This is a genomic window from Nonomuraea recticatena (assembly GCF_039533245.1).
Classification (GTDB): Bacteria; Actinomycetota; Actinomycetes; order Streptosporangiales; family Streptosporangiaceae; genus Nonomuraea; species Nonomuraea roseola.
Genome location: NZ_BAAATE010000012.1, coordinates 191,900 through 208,526 on the forward strand (window position 1 = coordinate 191,900; position 16,627 = coordinate 208,526).

Here is a 16,627-nt window from a genome sequence, read left to right on the forward strand (position 1 = left end):
GTGGCGATTCCGTACAAAACGGTAAAAACCGTCAGTAGGGTCCAGGCGTACCCTGGATTTCATCGGCTGAGTTCCGATGGAACAGGTGTCGCGCGGGTGGAGCGCTCATGGGGGTGGCGTCGAAGGGGTCGGAGATCCGTGGGCTGTCGGCCGAGCTGACCAGCTTCGTGGGCCGTCGGTGTGAGATGACCGAGGTCAAGCGGCTGCTGGCCGGCTCCAGGCTGGTGACCCTCGTCGGCGTGGGCGGCGTCGGCAAGACCCGGCTGGCCCTCAGGGTCGCGGCCGACGTGCGGCGCGCCTTCCCCGACGGCGTGTACCTGGTCGAGCTCGCGGCGCTGGAATGCCCGGATCTGCTCGTCCAGGCGGTGACCGAGGCCCTGGAGATCCCGGACCTGTCCACCAGGCCCCTGCTCGAGGTGGTCGCCGACCACCTGCGCGACAGGCAGACCCTGGTGGTCCTGGACAACTGCGAGCACCTGCTGCATGACTGCGCCGTCATGGCCGAGACGCTGGTGCGCTCCGCGCCCGGCCTGCGGATCCTCGCGACCAGCCGGCAGGTGCTCGGCGTCGCGGGCGAGCAGACGATGGTCGTGCCGCCCTTGCCGCTGCTGGACGGCGACATGTCGCAGCCGCCAGGCAGGTCGTCGGAGCAGTCCGACGCGGTGCGGTTGTTCGCCGAGCGGGCCGGGGCCGTGCTGCCCGGTTTCGCGGTCACCGACGACAACCGGGAAGCCGTGGTACGGATCTGCCGAAGCCTGGACGGCATCCCACTGGCGATCGAGCTGGCGGCCGTCCGGCTGCGAGCCATCTCCGTCGAACAGCTGCTGGCCCGGCTGGAGGACCGGTTCCGGGTGCTCACGTTGGGATCGAAGGTGGTGCTGCCCCGCCAGCGGACGTTGCGGGCGTTGATCGACTGGAGCTACCTCCTGTGCACCGCGCAGGAGCAACTGCTCTGGGCACGCCTTTCGGTGTTCTCCGGCAGCCTCGACCTCGAAGGGGCCGAGCACGTGTGCTCCGGCGACGGCATCGCCACCGAGGAGATCCTCGACCTGGTGATCGGCCTCGTGGACAAGTCCATCCTCGTCAGGGAGGAGCACCGGTCGAAGGTGCGGTTCCGGTTGCTGGAGACCATCCGCCAGTACGGCCGGGACCGGCTGCGCGAGTCCGGCCAGGAGGAGAGGCTGCGGCGCCGGCATCGCGACTGGTATCTGGACCTGGTGCTCCGCGCCCAGCATGACTGGTTCACGCCGGAGCAGGTGACCTGGTACGCGCGGCTGCGCACCGAGCACGGCAATCTCCGCACCGCCCTCGACTTCTGCCTCGCGGCGGCGGGAGAGGCCGAGTCCGGCCTGATCATGGCCTCGGCGCTGCGGTACTACTGGATCGCGGCTGACTCCCCGCACGAGGGCAGGAACTGGTTCGACCGCCTGCTCGCCGCCGATGAGCGGCCGACTCCCGCCCGCGCCTGGGCTCTCTGCGTCAAGGCGCGGCTCGCGGTCCTGCAGAGCGACTTCACGGCGGCCGCGACCCTGCTGGAGGAGTGCGGAGAGCTGGCCCGCCGGTTCGACGACCTGACGATCACGGGGAGCGCCACGTACGTCGCCGGCCTCGCCGCCCTGCTCCAGCAGGACCTCCCCAGGGCGCAGACCCTCCTCGGCAAGGCGCTGGACTGCAGCCGCAGGACGGACGACCAGATCGGCGTCGTGAACTCGTTGATCTATCTCGCCACCACGCGGTCGCTTCTCGGCCAGTCCGACCAGGCCGTCGAGCAGTTCGAGGAGTGCCTGGCGATCTGCGGGCCGCGCCACGAGAACTGGTTCCGGTCATACACGCTGTGGACGTACGGGATCGAGGTGTGGAAGCGGGGGGACACCCGGCGGGCGGTCGAGATGGAACGCGAGGCCGTACGGCTGAAGGAGCCCTTCGACGACCACCTGGGCATCGCCCTGTGCATCGAGGCCCTGGCATGGATGAGCTGCGGCGACGGTGACGGCGAGCGCGCGGCCCTGCTCCTCGGCGCGCTGCGGGAGATCTGGCGCTCCTTCGGCGGCCCCCTGTTCGGCTACCTCGCCGAACACCATGACACCTGCGAGCGGGCGGCCAGGGGAAACCTCGGCGCCAGGGGGTTCGAGGCCGCCTTCCGCAAGGGCACGGGGCTCACCCTCGGCGAGGCGCTGGAGTACGCGATGCGGGAGGACCCGCCGGAGGGCGAGCCACAGCGGAGACCTTCACCGTTGACCCGCAGGGAGATGGAGATCGCCCGGCTGGTCGCCCAGGGCATGAGCAACAAGGCGATCGCGGCCGCGCTGGTGATCGCGCAGCGCACCGCCGAGGGACACGTCGAGCACATCCTCGTCAAGCTCGGGTTCACCTCGCGCGTCCAGATCGCCGCCTGGGTCAGCCGGCAGGAGCGGGGGGATGACCCGGGCCTTTCCGGAGATGCGCCGTGAGCCGGACCGAGCGCCGTCCTGCGGTCGGGACCGGCCCGCCGATGGAGGCGCCCAGGTTCGTCGGGCGCAGACGCGAGGTGTCGCAGGCCAGGCAGATGCTGTCCCACGCGCGGCTGCTGACCTTGACCGGAGTGGGCGGTGTCGGCAAGACGCGGCTGGCGGCCCGGGTCGCCGAGACGCTCGGGCGCACGTACAGGGACGGCGTGGAGACGGTCGAGCTGGCCACCTTGGAAGCCGGTGACCTGCTGGCGCCGACCGTCGCCGCGGCGCTGGGCCTGCCGGAGGCGGGACCCGACCCCGCGACCATGCTGGTGGACCACCTGGCGGACAAGCGGATGCTGCTCGTGCTGGACAACTGCGAGCACCTGCTCGACGACTGCGCCCGCCTCGTGGAGCAGCTGTTGCGGGGTGCCGCCCGGCTGCGGATCCTGGTGACCAGCAGGCAGACCTTGAGGGTGAGCGGCGAGCAGGTGCTGGTGGTGCCGTCACTGTCGGTGCCGGACCACGGCCGCCGGCCGAGCGACATCGCCCGGCACGATGCGGTACGGCTGTTCGTGGATCGCGCGGCGAGCGTGTGGCCTGGCTTCTCCCTTGACGCAGGGAACGCGGCGTATCTGGCGAGGCTGGCCCAGCGCCTGGAGGGAATCCCGCTGGCGATCGAGCTGGCCGCGGCGCGGCTGCGCGCAGTGCCGTTGAAGCAGCTCACCCACGAGGTGGAGGAACGCTTCGACGTGCTGGCGCGCGGGAGCCCCACCGGCCTGCCCCGCCATCGGACGCTGCGCGCGACCATGGACTGGAGCTTCGATCTCTGCTCTCCGGCGGAACAGCGGCTGTGGGCCCGGCTGTCGGTGTTCCCCGGTGGGGCCGACCTCGACACCGCCGAGGCGGTGTGCGCGGGCGGCGAGATCCACCTCGCCGACGTCATCGATCTGCTCGCGGGGCTGGTGGACAAGTCGGTCCTGGTGGGCGAGCAGGGGCAGGCCGGAGTCAGGTACCGCATGCTGGAGAGCATCCGCGCGTACGGGTACGAGCGGCTGGATCCTTCGGAGGCGCGAGCGCTGCGCGGGCGGTACATCGACCACTACCGGGATGTGGTGGAGGCGCACCGGATCGACCGGATCGTCCCGGACCAGCTCGAGCGCTACCGGCTCCTGCGACGGGAGCTGCCCAACGTGCGCGCGGCGCTGGAGATGTGCCTGAGCGAGCCGAGCACGGCTGTCGAGGGGCTGGAGACCGCGACGGCGATGTGGCTCTACTGGCTCCTCGCCGGCTCCCTCACCGAAGGCCGGTACTGGCTGGAGCGCGGCCTGGACCTGGTGCCCGGCGCGGTCGGCGCCCGTGCGATGGCCCTCTGGGTGGACAGCATGCTCGCCCTCCGCCAGGGCGACCTGGCCGTGGCGATGCCCAGACTGGAGGAATGTCACACCATGGCACGGCAGGCGGGCAACGAGGATGTCCTGCCGCTCGCCATCCGGACCTCCGGTCTCGCCGCCTTCTCCACCGGCGACGCGCCACGCGGCCTCGCGCTCCTGGAGGAGTCGCTCGCCCTCCACCGCGCCACCGGCGACCTCGACAGCATCGCCTTCAACCTCTACTACGCGGCCGTCTACGGCTCGATGGAGGACCCCGCGCGAGCCGCCAGGTTCGGTGAGGAACTACTGGCGCTGTGCGAGATCCGTCACGCTTCGATGTCACGCAGTCACGCCCAGCTGGCGCTCGGCATCGCCATGTGGAACCTGGGTGACTGCCGTCGTGCCGGGGAGCTGGTGAGCGAGGCGGCCGAGTTCGCCCAGGAGATCAACGACCGGTGGACCCTCACGCAGTGCCTGGAGGTGCTGGCGTGGACGGCCGGTGCCAGGGGGGACCACGAACGGGCCGCCAGGACGCTGGGCGCGGCCCACGCGTTGTGGCAGGTGGTGGGGACCGCACCGGCCCGCATTGGATACCACGCGAGGTGGCACGAACGGTGCGCGGAGCAGTCCCGCCGGAAGCTGGGAGAACGGGCTTTCACGGCGGCCTTCCGCGACGGGGCGAGGCACGGCCTGGAGCCCGGCGTCATCTCCGCGATCGGCGCATGATCGGGCGCGTCCAGGCTGGGTCCGAGGAGGACGCCAGGGCACGCTCTCCGCTCAATAGGCATTCTTGCAATCGGTTGTTGCAGAAATAGCGACGCAACCAGGCGAAACACGTAACGGTGTTTGCAGTTTTATCGGGATGTATTGACTGTGCTTGTCATGTAACGGCACTGTTTCTGCAACCGGTTGGCGTCGAACGCGCAGAGCACGACCCGGTGCGACGACCTGAAGGTCCACGGCCGCGGTCCCCTCCGGCCCGCAGCTCTGACAGCCATGCCTGAACAAACCCCCCACCGCAGGAATGGAGCTGGACGTGCACAAGAAGCGATCCATGGGAAGGAAACTGACGGTCGCGCTGACCGCCGGGCTCCTCACCACCGCCGGCCTGGTGGCCGCGCTCACCACACCGGCCTGGGCAGCCCCCGCCAACGGCGACTACACCCTGGTCAACGCCCACAGCGGCCTGTGCGCCGCCGTACCGGGGCAGAGCACCGGCGAGGGCGTGCAGCTCGCGCAGAACGCGTGCGCCGAGACCTCAGGACCGGTCTTCACGCTCACCGCCTCCGGCGGCGCCTACCAGATCAAGGCCAGGCACAGCGGCAGGTGCGTCGGCGTCCGTGACGCCTCCACCAGCGCAGGCAAGGCCGTCCAGCAGGAGACGTGCACCGGCGCCGCCTCGCAGAGCTGGCAGCTGGTCGCCGCCGGTTCGAACTACCGGGTGGTCAACGCCAACGGCGGCAAGTGCCTCAACGTCAAGGACAGCTCCACCGTGGTCGGCGCCGTCCTGCAGCAGAACTCCTGCGACTCGGTCACCTCCAAACAGTGGACCCTGCGCCCCGCGGGTGGCGGCCCCACGCCGACCCCGACCGTCACGCCGACGCCGAGCCCCACGCCCACCCCGACCGTCACCCCGACGACCCCGCCGGGCGGCGCGCTGTACGTGTCGCCCAGCGGCAGGGACGGCGCGACCGGCACGCAGTCGGACCCGACGACGCTCACCTCGGCGATCACGCGCGTCGCCGCCGGTGGGACGATCTACCTGCGCGGCGGGACGTACGCCTTCGCACAGACCGTCACCATCGCGGACGGGAACGACGGCACCCCCAGCGCCCGCAAGAAGCTGACCGCCTACCCCGGCGAGACGCCGATCCTGAACTTCTCGGCCCAGGCCGAGGACCCGGCCAACCGCGGTCTCGCAGTGAACGGGTCGTACTGGCACGTCAACGGCATCACCGTCGAGCGCGCCGGTGACAACGGGATCTTCGTGGGCGGCAGCGACAACATCATCGAGCGCACGGTGACGAGGTTCAACCGCGACACCGGCCTGCAGCTCTCGCGGATGCTCTCCACCACCCCCCGCGACCGGTGGCCCGCCGACAACCTCATGCTGAGCGTCCTCTCCCATGACAACGCCGACTCCGACGGCGAGGACGCCGACGGTTTCGCCGCCAAGCTCACCGTCGGCTCCGGCAACGTCTTCCGCTACGCCGTGGCGCGCAACAACATCGACGACGGCTGGGACCTCTACACCAAGACCGACACCGGGGCCATCGGGGCGGTGACCATCGAGGACTCCCTGTCGTACGACAACGGCACCCTCAGCGACGGCGGCCAGGCCGGCAACGGTGACCGCAACGGCTACAAGCTCGGCGGCGAGGACATCGGGGTCAACCACGTCATCCGGCGAAACATCGCGTACAACAACGGCAAGCACGGCTTCACCTACAACCGCAACCCCGGCGCCATGACGGTCTCCGACAACATCAGCATCGACAACACCGAACGCAACTACACCTTCGAGGCGGGCAGCTCGGTGTTCCGCAACAACGTCTCCTGCCGCGCCGGCAGCGGCAGCAACGACAAGATCGTCGGCAACGCCGACAGTTCCAACCAGTTCTGGTCCGGCACGAACGGCTCCCGCTGCGCCTCCTACTCCGGCGCCCTGAACTGGTCCTTCGCCGCAGACGGCCGCCTCGTCGTCACCTTCGGCGGCACCCGGGTCACGCGGTAGCCCCTTCTGGTCCGAGCGCCCCGGCCCCGTCCATACGACGGCCGGGGCGCTACGACATCGAACCCGTCACACACCCTGACGGCCGGCGCGCCACGCTCGCGATCCCGGTCGCCATGGGGAGAGCACGCAGCGATTTCTGCCGGCGCTCTTTCCGCAGGTTGCCGACGCTAAGGTGTCCGGATGCATATCGACGAATGGCTGCAGGCCATCCCGCCGCTGTGGATCTGCGCTCTGGTGGGACTGGTCATCGGGCTGGAGAGCCTGGGCATCCCGCTGCCGGGCGAGATCGTCCTGGTCAGCTCGGCCCTGCTGTCGGCCAAGGGTGTGGTGAGCCCCGTCTGGGTGGGCGTGTGCGCCAGCGTGGGGGCTATCGTCGGCGACTCGATCGGCTACGCCATCGGCAGGAGGGGCGGCAAGCCCCTCTTCGACCGTCTGGGCAGAAGGTTCCCCAAGCACTTCGGGCCGCACCACATCGCCAAGGCCGAGCACTACTTCCACCGCTACGGCATGTGGACGGTGTTCTTCGGGCGCTTCGTCGCACTGCTGCGCATCCTGGCCGGGCCGCTGGCGGGGGCGTTGCGCATGCCGTACTGGAAGTTCCTGGTCGCCAACGTACTCGGCGGCATCGTCTGGGCGGGCGGCACCACGGCGGTGATCTACTACCTGGGCATCGTCGCCGAGAAGTGGCTGAAGGGCTTCTCGTGGGTGGGGCTGGCGGCGGCCGTGCTGTTCGGGCTCGGCACCACCTGGTACCTCAAGAGGAAGGCGAGCAGGGCCTCATCGCTCGATGAGAGTGACCTCGAGGGAGTAGTGCGAAGCCCGGTAGACGTGTGAGCCGTGCTCGACGGCCCTGCCCTGGTCGTCGTAGGTGGTGCGGATCATGGTGAGCAGCGGCGCGCCCCTGCGCTCGTCGAGCAGCTTGGCCTCGGTCGCGGAGGCGGCGCGGGCGCCGATGCGCTGGTTGGCCACCCGCATCCGCACCCCGGCGGCGCGCAGCAGTTCGTACAGCCCCCTGCCCTGCAGGCCCTCGGGGGTCAGCGGCGCCAGGGCGAGGGGCAGCCAGTTGTGCAGCAGCGCCAGCGGCTCGCCCGAGGCGAAGCGCAGCCGCTCCAGGTAGAGGGCCTCGTCGCCGGGCGAGAGGCCGAGCACCTGGGCGACCTGCTCGTCGACCGGGCGCGGCTCGAGCGCCAGCACCTTCGTGGCCGGCTCCTGCCCCGCGCGGCGCAGGTCGTCGTAGAGGCTGGTGAGCTCGACCGAGCGCTTGACCTGGCCGTGCACGACCTGGGTGCCAACGCCGCGCTTGCGCACCAGCAGGCCCTTGTCGACGAGATACTGGATCGCCTGGCGGATGGTCGGCCTCGAGAGCCCGAGCCGGTCGGCGAGCAGGATCTCGTTGTCGAGCCTGGATCCGGGGGCGAGGTCGCCTCGCCTGATCGCTTCGGCGATCTGCTCGGCCACCTGGAAGTACAGCGGGACGGGACTGGAGCGGTCCAGGTCGATCGCCAGGTTCGCGGTCATGTGATCAGGCTACCGAGGTCAGAATGTCCTGACAAATATTTCCTGCACGTTGCAGGGACGGCAGGGGCACCCGAGGGGGCACAGGACCGGGGACGCGCCGCGGAGGGGTGGCACGCGCCCCCGGCCCTGGGAAGTCCCTGAGCCGAGGGCTCGGGGCTAGGCGAGGGGCAGGGGCCGGTAGTCGCAGTCGTAGCCGAAGTACCTCGGCCCCGCCAGCTCGAGCCCCGCGGGGGAGGTCCACCGCGGGTCGCAGGGCACCCCGATGACGGTGACGCGCAGGCCGTAGCGCATGGCCTCGGTGGTCACCGGCTCGCCGGTGTCGGTGTCGAGCACGCAGATGAGGTCGGGGGTGGTCGCGACGATCCCGCCGTCCCTGCGGGCCAGCAGGTGCTCGTTCTGGAAGCTGAGCTCGAAGGAGCCCGCCCCCGCCAGCAGCGCCTTGCCTCGCGCGAACCCGCCGGTGGTGCGGCGCTCGACGTCCACGACCTTGCCCGCGAACAGCTTCACGCCGCCGAGCACGGAGGTCGCCGCGGCCACGGGGTCGGCGTGGGCGGCCCGCGCCAGCCGTACGGCCCTGCCGAGGTCCTCGGCCAGCGTCAGGGTGGCGGGGACCAGGCCGTCGGCCAGCTGGTCGCCGCGCAGCACGGTGTCGGCGCAGGAGACCTGGCAGCCCATCTGCACGCAGGCCGCCCTGCCCAGCCGTTCGGCCCAGTGGTTGGAGATCGCGTCGACGACCAGGGTGTTGCCCTTGTCGTCGGCCAGGGCCATGGGCGTGTTGGACACCCCGATCAGGGTGGGGAGCACCATCTGCGCCTCCGGGAAGGCGCGGCCCATGGCGTCGCCGTCCACGAGGGGCAGTCCTGCCTGGGCGGCGGCCGCGATGGGGATCATCGAGTTCACGCCGCCGACCTCGATCGGGACGATGTGCGTGGCCTTGCGGCCGAGCACCGCCTCCAGCGCCCGCAGCGCGGCCAGCTCCTCGGTGCCGGCGGGCAGCTTCTCCAGCAGCACGGTGGGGGCGCCCATGCCCGAGATCGGCACCACGGTGGCGTCGGCCGGCACCTCGGCGATGTCGTAGAGGGCCACCGGGCCGTGACGGCGGATGGCCTCCCTGGCCAGCAGCTTGCCGACGTAGGGGTCGCCGCCTCCGCCGGTGCCGAGGATGCCGGCGCCCCTGGCCATGTCGTCCAGCTGGTCGATGCCGATCTCACGCATTGATCTTCTCCAAGTCCAGGTCGCCGACCGCCTTCACCCTGATGCGGGTCGCGTCGCCGGGCAGGTAGGCCAGCGGGACCTCCTCCACGTCGGCGATGCGCACGCTGCCCTCGCGCGCGCCCGCCCGCTCGGCGCGGGCCACGGCCTCCGCCTTGGCCTCGGCCAGCACGGTGTCGCGCGGGCCTGAGAAGACCCTGTCCACCTCGCCGCCGACCTGGGCGATGGCCGCTCCCACCGCGTTGGCCACGGCGTAGTGGTCGGGCCTGCGCACGTCCTCGAAGCCGGGCAGCTCCCTGATGAGGATGCTGCCGCCGCCCACCAGCACGACGGGCAGCGGGTCGGAGGAGGTGCGCATGCGGTCCACGGCGTCGGCCACCCGCTCGGCGATGAGCTTCAGCGGCCTGGCCGGGTCGAGCCCCGCGACCAGGGAGGGGTCGCCGATGTCGGCGTGGCCCGCGGCCACGGCCAGGTCGGTGGCTGTCAGCGTGCCGCCGCCGAACACCAGCGCCTCCTCGGGCAGCCGGTAGCCCACGCTGCGCGGCCCCACCGAGCCGTCCTCGGCGACCAGCGAGCCGCCGCCGATGCCGATCGACAGCACGTCGGGGATGCGGAAGTTGGTGCGGACCTCGGCGACCATCGCCTCGCCCGAGGCCTCGCGGGGGAAGCCGCCCACCAGGATGCCGACGTCGGAGGTGGTGCCGCCGATGTCGACGACCGCGCAGTCGGTCAGCCCCGACAGGTAGGCGGCGCCCCGCATGGAGTTGGTCGGCCCCGAGGCGAACGTGGCCACCGGGTAGCGCGTGGCCCGCGAGAGGTCCATGAGCGTGCCGTCGTTCTGCGACAGGAACAGCGGCGCGTCGATGCCGGCCACCTTGAGCGCCTGGCTGAAGGCGGCCACCGCGCGCTCGGCGAGCGGGCGCAGCGCCGCGTTCACGATCGTGGCGTTCTCCCTGGCCAGCAGGCCGACGCGGCCGATCTCGCAGGAGAGGGAGAGGTGCGCCTCCTGGCCCAGCTCGGCGGCGAGGATCTCGGCGGCGCGCCGCTCGGAGGAGTCGCTGACGGGGGAGAAGACCGAGGAGATCGCCACCGAGCGCAGCCCGCGCGCCCTGATGTCGGCGGCGACCCTGCGCAGCTCCTCGGGGTCGAGCTCGGAGATGGGGGTGCCGTCGTACTCGTGGCCGCCGTGACACAGGTAGGACGCGCCCTCGACGACCTTCCTGAGCCGTTCGGGCCAGTCGACCATGGGCGGCAGGGCCGCCGTGGCGGGCAGGCCCAGCCGTACGGCGGCGACGGGCTCCAGGCGGGCCGCCTCGACCAGGGCGTTGACGAAGTGCGTGGTGCCGATCATGACCGCGGACACCTGGGTGGCGCCGAGGCCCGCCAGCGCCGCGGCGACGCCGCCGGTGACGTCCTCGGTCGTGGGGGACTTGACGGTGGCGAGAACCTCGCCGCCGTCGCCGATGAGGGCGGCGTCGGTGTTGGTGCCGCCCACGTCGATGCCGATGCGCATAAGGGGGAGATCCTTCAGACGGTGACGAGTTCGCGGGAGCCGCGGACCAGGCCGAGCTTGCCCGCGACGATGTAGGCCAGGCCTGCGAGCAGCAGGGAGTTGAGCGCGGGGATGCCGATCCACTGGTGGTGCTCGCTCAGCCAGCCGACCAGCGCCGCGCAGGCCCAGATGACGAGCGTCGCGGGCACCCAGCCGGGCTCGGTCGCGGGGAGCTCGCCCCGCTCGCGGGAGGCGTCGAGGACCGGCCGCCAGCGTTTGACCACGAAGTACTCGGCCACCATGATCCCCGCGATCGGCGGGGTGATGACGCCGAGGATGAGCAGGAAGTCGGTGAACCGCTCGAGGATGCCCATCGCGGCCAGAATGCTACCGAAGATCCCGATGCCGATGGTCACCGCGACCCTGTTGAGCTTGAGGCCGGTCGTGGACTCGATGGCGTTCAGCAGGCCGAGCGAGGCGGAGTACAGGTTCCAGTTGTTGATCTTGACGGTGGCCGAGATCAGCACGATGACGCCGACCACGCCGGAGGAGGCGGTGATGATGGCGATGACGTCGGAGGACTTCACGGCGTAGGCCAGCAGCACGCCGGCCAGGCCGAGCACGTACTCGCCGAGGGAGATGCCCACCAGCGTCTGCTTGACCACGTCGCCCGCGTTGCGGTTGAAGCGGGTCATGTCGGGCGTGGTGACCGCGCCGACGATGTAGGAGCCCGCCACGATCGTGGCGCCCGTCGCGATCGAGATCGGCTCGCCGAACGGCGGCGAGGCGACCAGCCCGCCCAGATCGTGGCGGGAGATCTCCACCCACATCGCCCATCCGGCCAGGCCGAGGAAGGCAGGCACGGTGATGAAGGCCGTCATGCCCATCGCCTTGAACCCGCGGATGACCAGCGCGGTCACACCGAGACCCGCGATCAGGGACCAGGCCCAGAGGGGCAGCCAGTTCATGATCGAGTGCAGGCCGGCGGCGAAGACCGCGGTCTGCACGCCGAACCAGCCGAAGAGGCTGAGCGTGATGATGACGCCGATCAGGGTGGAGCCGTAGCGGCCGAACCCCGTCCACCTGGCCAGGACCGAGGTGGACAGGCCCTCGCGCATGCCGGCGATGCCGACGAAGATGCAGACGATCTCCAGGATCACCGAGCCGAGCGTGAACGCCCAGAACGCGCCCCAGAACGACAGGCCCGCGCCCAGGGTGGCGCCGAGCAGGAACTGGGTGAGGTCGGACAGCTGGCCGAAGCGCTGCACGGCCACGTTGAACCAGGGGTAGCGGGCGCTTTGCGGCACCCGCTCCAGTGGGTAGTCCTCGTCGGTGGTGGTTGTGCTCATGGAAGGTGTGCCTTTCGTGGGGGTCTCACAGCTGGGCGGGCGGGCCCGCGGCCCTGGCGCGCAGCCGTACGAAGGGGCCTGGCAGGTAGGCGAGCGGCGTGTCGGCGGCCTCGAGGATGCGCACGTGCCTGGGATCGGCGCCGGCCCTGACGGCGCTGGCCCTGGCCTCCTCGATCACCGCCTCGAGCGCCGCTGGCAGGTCGGAGCGGTCGGGCAGGCGCACGACGCGTTCGTACTGACCGCCGACCGGGCTGGTGGCCGCGCCGATGGCGCCCGCCGCCGTGCCGTGGGCCGGGTGCAGCCCGCCCGGCACGGCCCGCTCGCCTCCCCCGACGACCACGAGCGGCAGGCGGTCCGCGCCCGGCTGCATCCTGTCGACGGCCTCGGCCAGCTCGGCGGGCTCGAAGGGGCGGGGGACCCTGATCAGCTCGGGGATGCGCAGGCCGACGGGCACGCCGCCGATGCGGGCGCCGCCGGGTGCCTCCTCAGGGAAGCCGCCGGCGAGGGCGCCCACCCTGACGCGGCGCGCGCCGACGTCGGCCACCACGGCGTCCTCGAGGCCGGTCAGCACGCCCGCGCCGCGCAGCATGCTGGCGGGGCCGCTGCCCAGGCTGAGTCCCGGATGCCGCGCCAGGTGCTCCAGGCTCATCAGCGTGCCGTCGCCGCGGGTGACGTGGACGGCGGTGACCGGCGACAGCGCGGCCGCCAGGCGGGCGGCGACGTCGGTGGCGAAGCCGGACAGGGCGGCGTCGAGGACCGTGGCGTTCTCACGCTCGATCAGGCCGAGTGAGCCGAGGTCGGCCGACAGTGCGACGGGCAGGTCGCCCAGCTCGGCCCTGACGATGTCGGCGGCCTCGAGCTCCTGCTCGGCGTCGAGGGGCGAGAACAGGCCGGTGATCGCGACCGCCTGCGCCCTGCCCGCGACGCCGGCGGCGAAGCGGGCGACCGCGACGGTGTCCAGGGGCGTCCAGTCCTCGCGGTCCAGGCCGCCGCCGCCGTCCACGATCGCGGTCGCGGCGCAGACGGCCCGCAGCAGGTCCTCCGGCCAGCCGAACAGCGGCCGTACGGCCTGCGCCTCGTGCCCGCCGATGCGCAGGACGGCGACCTTGTACAGGCCGCGCCTGTCGTCCACGGCCGAGGCGGCGCCGCGCAGCCCGACCGCGACCTGCGCGAGGGGCGGCGCGCCGAGCCTTCCGAGCGCGGCGGCGACGCTGGCCACCGGGTCGCCGGGGACCGAGGCGACCTTGACGGTGGACAGGATCGCGTCGGCGTGACCGAGCAGGGCGGCGTCGGTGTTGGTCGGCCCGACGTCGACTCCGGCCTTCACGACGTCACCGGCCGGTGCGGCGGGGACGGGGCCGCGGCCGGGGGGTCCTCCCGGAGGGCGGAGGCGGCCGCGGGCGGGGGTCCCCCGGGGGGAGCGGAGGAGGTCGCGGGCACCGGCAGGGCGAACAGGCCGAACGCCTCAGGTCCTGCCAGCCTCAGTCCTTCGGGGGTGTGCCACACGGGGTCGCAGGGGACGCGCACGATGCTGACCCGCAGGCCGTACCTGACGTGCTCGGCGTCGACGGCCTCGCCGGTGCGGGAGTCGAGCATCGCGATCACGTCGGGGACGGCGGCGAGCGGCGCGCCGTCCTCCATGACGGCGAGGAACTCGGTGCCCGCCTCTACCCTGACCAGGCGGCCGAGGTCGGGCCCGAGGCCTTCGACGAGGATGGAGCCGGTCTCGGCGACCTTCCCCGAGATGAGGGGCGCGGGCAGCGTGGTGCCGAGGCGCAGCGCCCTGGTCACCGAGCCGAGCGCGGTGGAGGAGGCGACCTGGTGGCCGCGCAGCACGTACTCGCTGGTGGCCACCTGGCCGCCGAAGGGTTCGAGGGCGGCGCGGACCAGGCGCTCCAGCCAGCGGCCCGACACGTGGTCGATGACGACGGTCCTGCCGCGCCCGTCGCAGACCACGGCCGGGGTGGGGGAGATGCCGCGCAGCTGCATGACGGTCTGGTCCATGCGGGGGAAGGCGCGGCCCATGCCGTCGGCGTCGACCAGGGGCAGGCCCAGGCGGGCCGCCCACGCGACGGCCAGGCAGCCGTTCGCGCCGCCGATCTCGCTGGCCATGAGGGCGGCGACGGGCGTGCCGTACAGCTCCTCTATCTTCTGGCGCAGGTACAGGGGCTCGTCGGTGCCGCCGACCCGCTCGGACATCACCGCAGAGGAGCCCGCGGTCCCGACCGGCATGACCAGCAGATCGGGGTCGAGGTCGGCGGGCTGGACCACGCGGACGGGACCGTGGTCGTGCAGCGCCTGGAGGGCGGCGGCCCTGGCGATCGTCACGGGACCGCCGCCGCCCGAACCGAGGACGGCGCATCCCCTGGCGTAGGCGGGGAGCGACCCCGTGTCGATGTCCATGACTCCCACAGTAGGAAAGCCGCAGGTCACCTGGGGTGTGCTGACAGACCCTCTTTGGGGGATCGGTGTGCTGGTGGCACACTGAACGCATGTACACGGGCGATGACCTGCGCCGACTGGCCGGGCCCGCGCAGCCGCGGCCCGCCACGGGGGTGCGGCTGCTGGAAGACCTGCGCACGGTCGTGGACCAGCCGCCGGGCGCCGTGCTCGTGCTCACGGGCGAGGCGTCGCTGCGGGCCACCGGCTACCGCCTGGAGGTGGTGCTGCGCGACGCGGGCTCGGCGGGCGAGGCGGCGCTGCTGCTGACCGCGCCGGTGGAGGTGGCGCGCTCGGCCGGCGCCCTCGCCGAGCGGGCAGGGGTGGCGCTCCTGGCGGCGCCCGACGGGACGGAGCTGGCCTGGCTCGTCGTCGTCGGCGCCCCCGCCATCGCCGGTGAGGCCGCCGACGCGCTGGTGAGAGCGGAGAAGGCGGTGCGCGGCGTGCTCGCCGCAGCCGGAGCGCCTGAGCGGCTGGCCGCCGAGGCGGGCGCGGCGCTCGGCGTCGAGGTGGCGGCGGACTTCTCCGCGCAGGAGCGCGACGACCACCTGGGCAGGGCGACGCGGATCGTGCTCAAGCTGGCCGAGCTCGCGGCGGCGGCGGGCCCCTCGGAGGAGGCGCCGGCCCGCTCGCGCGCCCAGGTGCTGACCGAGCTGCTGGTCGCGCCGGAGAAGCAGGCCCAGGAGCTGGCCCCGAGGGCGCGCACGCTCGGGCTGCCCGTCGACGGGTGGCACGTGGTGCTGCGGATGGAGGGCCCCGAGCCCTACGCGCTGCTCGACACTCTCGCGACGCGGGCCGCGCGGCTGGTGCGGGAGCTGGTGGGGCCCGAGTGGAGCGTCACCATGGCCGACGGGGCGCTGATCGTGGTGCGCACCTCGGCGCACGATCCGGGGCGCGCGGGCCTGCGCGCGGCCGCCAGGGACGCGGCGCTGCTGCTCGAGCGCGTACGGCCGGCCGGCGCCGACCTGCGATGCGGTGTCAGCACCGCCCACCAGGGGCTGCTGGGGTTGCGCACCTCGGCCTCCGAGGCCCGTACGGCCGTGCGCAGGGGCTCCTCGGCCCTGACCACCTACGACCTGGCCGGCCTGGACCGGATGCTGGAGGAGTGGTACTCCTCCGACGCGGCGCAGCAGGCGGTGAGAGAGCTGCTGCAGCCGATCATGGAGCAGAAGAAGGCCGGGCTGCTGCTGGAGATCCTGCGGGCCTACCTCGACCACCACGGCTCGCCCGCCAGGGCCGCCGAGGAGGTGCGCATGCACCGCAACGCCGTCAGCAGGAACGTCAGGCGCATCGAGGAACTGCTCCAGGCCGACCTGGACGACCCCCAGCAACGCCTGGCCCTCCAGCTCGCCTGCAGGGCCGCGCGGGTCTGAGGCGCGGGGGCCGCGACGCTGGGCCGGAGCCGGGGCTCAGACCGGCGGCGCGCCGTGCTCGCGCCGGTGGACGGCGCCCGCCTCGACGTGCTCGATCATGACGCGCTCGGCGGTGGCCCCGTCGCCCTCCTCCAGCGCCCGCAGGATCCGCTCGTGCGCCTCCAGCTGCCGCGCCGCCACCTTGGGGTCGAGCCACAGCGAGGCCGTGGCGGGCACGGGGAAGCTGGCCCGCACCGCTCTGGCGTGCTGGCCGAGGAAGGCGGGCCCGCCGATGTCGGCGATCCGCAGGTGGAAGCGTTCCGAGCCCGCGCCCAGCCCTTCCAGCCGCCCTGCCGCGGCGGCCTCGACCATCGAGCGGTGCAGCTCGCGCAGGTCGGCCAGCTCGACGGCCGTGACGCGGGAGGCGGCCAGCCTCGCCCCCAGGCCCTCCACCACCGCGCGCACGCCGTAGAACTCCGCCAGCGCCTCGTCCCCGAGATCGACGACCGTCGCGCCGTGGTGCGTCTCGTAGCTGATCAGCCGGTCCTTCTCCAGGCGGCGCAGGGCCTCTCTCACCGGGGTGACCGACACCCCGAGCCTGGCGGCGACGGCCGCGGCGCGCAGCGCGGTGCCGCCGGGGATCTGGCCCGTCCTGATCTCCTCCAGCAGCACCTCGTACGCGTAGTCCGCTTTGCTCATGGGCGCTCGCATAACTTATAAGATATAGGA

At 72.4% G+C, this 16,627-nt stretch carries 12 protein-coding genes; 5 read left to right on the forward strand and 7 right to left on the reverse strand.

Features of this window, described 5'->3' with window-relative positions:
• Positions 1–107: 107 nt before the first annotated feature.
• The 4 genes from ABFX50_RS23950 to ABFX50_RS23965 all read left to right on the forward strand — a co-directional run bounded on the left by ABFX50_RS23950 (position 108) and on the right by ABFX50_RS23965 (position 7,370).
• Positions 108–2,450 (forward strand): ATP-binding protein, encoded by a 2,343-nt coding sequence (locus ABFX50_RS23950; RefSeq protein ID WP_346149572.1) that lies wholly within the window; start codon positions 108–110, stop codon positions 2,448–2,450.
• Positions 2,447–4,528, forward strand: a complete 2,082-nt coding sequence (locus ABFX50_RS23955; RefSeq protein ID WP_346149573.1) for an ATP-binding protein — start codon at positions 2,447–2,449, stop codon at positions 4,526–4,528. The genes ABFX50_RS23950 and ABFX50_RS23955 overlap by 4 nt, the downstream gene beginning before the upstream one ends.
• Before the next feature lie 328 nt (positions 4,529–4,856).
• Positions 4,857–6,536, forward strand: coding sequence for an RICIN domain-containing protein (locus tag ABFX50_RS23960; RefSeq protein WP_346149574.1), 1,680 nt, complete (start codon positions 4,857–4,859; stop codon positions 6,534–6,536).
• A 180-nt stretch (positions 6,537–6,716) separates the two neighbouring features.
• Positions 6,717–7,370: a DedA family protein gene (locus ABFX50_RS23965; RefSeq protein ID WP_346149575.1), complete on the forward strand. Its 654-nt coding sequence runs from the start codon at positions 6,717–6,719 to the stop codon at positions 7,368–7,370.
• On the opposite strand, the gene ABFX50_RS23970 is transcribed toward ABFX50_RS23965, so the two are convergent.
• From ABFX50_RS23970 to ABFX50_RS23995, 6 genes are all read right to left on the reverse strand, one after another.
• Positions 7,314–8,054, reverse strand: a complete 741-nt coding sequence (locus ABFX50_RS23970; RefSeq protein WP_346149576.1) for a GntR family transcriptional regulator — start codon at positions 8,052–8,054, stop codon at positions 7,314–7,316. The two genes, ABFX50_RS23965 and ABFX50_RS23970, sit on opposite strands and share 57 nt — an antisense overlap.
• A 156-nt stretch (positions 8,055–8,210) precedes the next feature.
• Entirely contained in the window at positions 8,211–9,269 is a 1,059-nt protein-coding gene (locus ABFX50_RS23975; RefSeq protein ID WP_346149577.1) for an S-methyl thiohydantoin desulfurase family protein, read from the reverse strand.
• Positions 9,262–10,779 (reverse strand): hydantoinase/oxoprolinase N-terminal domain-containing protein, encoded by a 1,518-nt coding sequence (locus ABFX50_RS23980; protein ID WP_346149578.1) that lies wholly within the window; start codon positions 10,777–10,779, stop codon positions 9,262–9,264. Before ABFX50_RS23980 ends, ABFX50_RS23975 begins: the two co-directional genes overlap by 8 nt.
• Before the next feature lie 14 nt (positions 10,780–10,793).
• Positions 10,794–12,107 (reverse strand): purine-cytosine permease family protein, encoded by a 1,314-nt coding sequence (locus ABFX50_RS23985; protein ID WP_183661320.1) that lies wholly within the window; start codon positions 12,105–12,107, stop codon positions 10,794–10,796.
• 25 nt (positions 12,108–12,132) lie between these two features.
• A complete protein-coding gene (locus tag ABFX50_RS23990) occupies positions 12,133–13,434 on the reverse strand; it encodes a hydantoinase/oxoprolinase N-terminal domain-containing protein (protein WP_346149579.1) in 1,302 nt (433 codons plus the stop codon).
• Complete coding sequence (locus ABFX50_RS23995) at positions 13,431–14,510, reverse strand: S-methyl thiohydantoin desulfurase family protein (RefSeq protein ID WP_346149580.1); 1,080 nt, start codon at positions 14,508–14,510, stop codon at positions 13,431–13,433. The genes ABFX50_RS23990 and ABFX50_RS23995 overlap by 4 nt, the downstream gene beginning before the upstream one ends.
• An 89-nt stretch (positions 14,511–14,599) precedes the next feature.
• On the opposite strand from ABFX50_RS23995, the gene ABFX50_RS24000 reads away from it, so the two are divergent.
• Positions 14,600–15,919 (forward strand): helix-turn-helix domain-containing protein, encoded by a 1,320-nt coding sequence (locus ABFX50_RS24000; protein WP_346149581.1) that lies wholly within the window; start codon positions 14,600–14,602, stop codon positions 15,917–15,919.
• A gap of 36 nt (positions 15,920–15,955) precedes the next feature.
• On the opposite strand, the gene ABFX50_RS24005 is transcribed toward ABFX50_RS24000, so the two are convergent.
• Complete coding sequence (locus tag ABFX50_RS24005) at positions 15,956–16,597, reverse strand: GntR family transcriptional regulator (RefSeq protein WP_346149582.1); 642 nt, start codon at positions 16,595–16,597, stop codon at positions 15,956–15,958.
• Positions 16,598–16,627 lie beyond the last annotated feature (30 nt).

What these genes read in the sequence shown, in the direction of transcription:
- ABFX50_RS23950 (WP_346149572.1), top strand. Translation starts at nt 108, where the DNA reads ATGGGGGTGGCGTCGAAGGGGTCGGAGATCCGTGGGCTGTCGGCCGAG.
- ABFX50_RS23960 (WP_346149574.1), top strand. Translation starts at nt 4,857, where the DNA reads ATGGGAAGGAAACTGACGGTCGCGCTGACCGCCGGGCTCCTCACCACC.
- ABFX50_RS23965 (WP_346149575.1), top strand. Translation starts at nt 6,717, where the DNA reads ATGCATATCGACGAATGGCTGCAGGCCATCCCGCCGCTGTGGATCTGC.
- ABFX50_RS23970 (WP_346149576.1), bottom strand. Translation starts at nt 8,054, where the DNA reads ATGACCGCGAACCTGGCGATCGACCTGGACCGCTCCAGTCCCGTCCCG.
- ABFX50_RS23975 (WP_346149577.1), bottom strand. Translation starts at nt 9,269, where the DNA reads ATGCGTGAGATCGGCATCGACCAGCTGGACGACATGGCCAGGGGCGCC.
- ABFX50_RS23980 (WP_346149578.1), bottom strand. Translation starts at nt 10,779, where the DNA reads ATGCGCATCGGCATCGACGTGGGCGGCACCAACACCGACGCCGCCCTC.
- ABFX50_RS23985 (WP_183661320.1), bottom strand. Translation starts at nt 12,107, where the DNA reads ATGAGCACAACCACCACCGACGAGGACTACCCACTGGAGCGGGTGCCG.
- ABFX50_RS23995 (WP_346149580.1), bottom strand. Translation starts at nt 14,510, where the DNA reads ATGGACATCGACACGGGGTCGCTCCCCGCCTACGCCAGGGGATGCGCC.
- ABFX50_RS24000 (WP_346149581.1), top strand. Translation starts at nt 14,600, where the DNA reads ATGTACACGGGCGATGACCTGCGCCGACTGGCCGGGCCCGCGCAGCCG.
- ABFX50_RS24005 (WP_346149582.1), bottom strand. Translation starts at nt 16,597, where the DNA reads ATGAGCAAAGCGGACTACGCGTACGAGGTGCTGCTGGAGGAGATCAGG.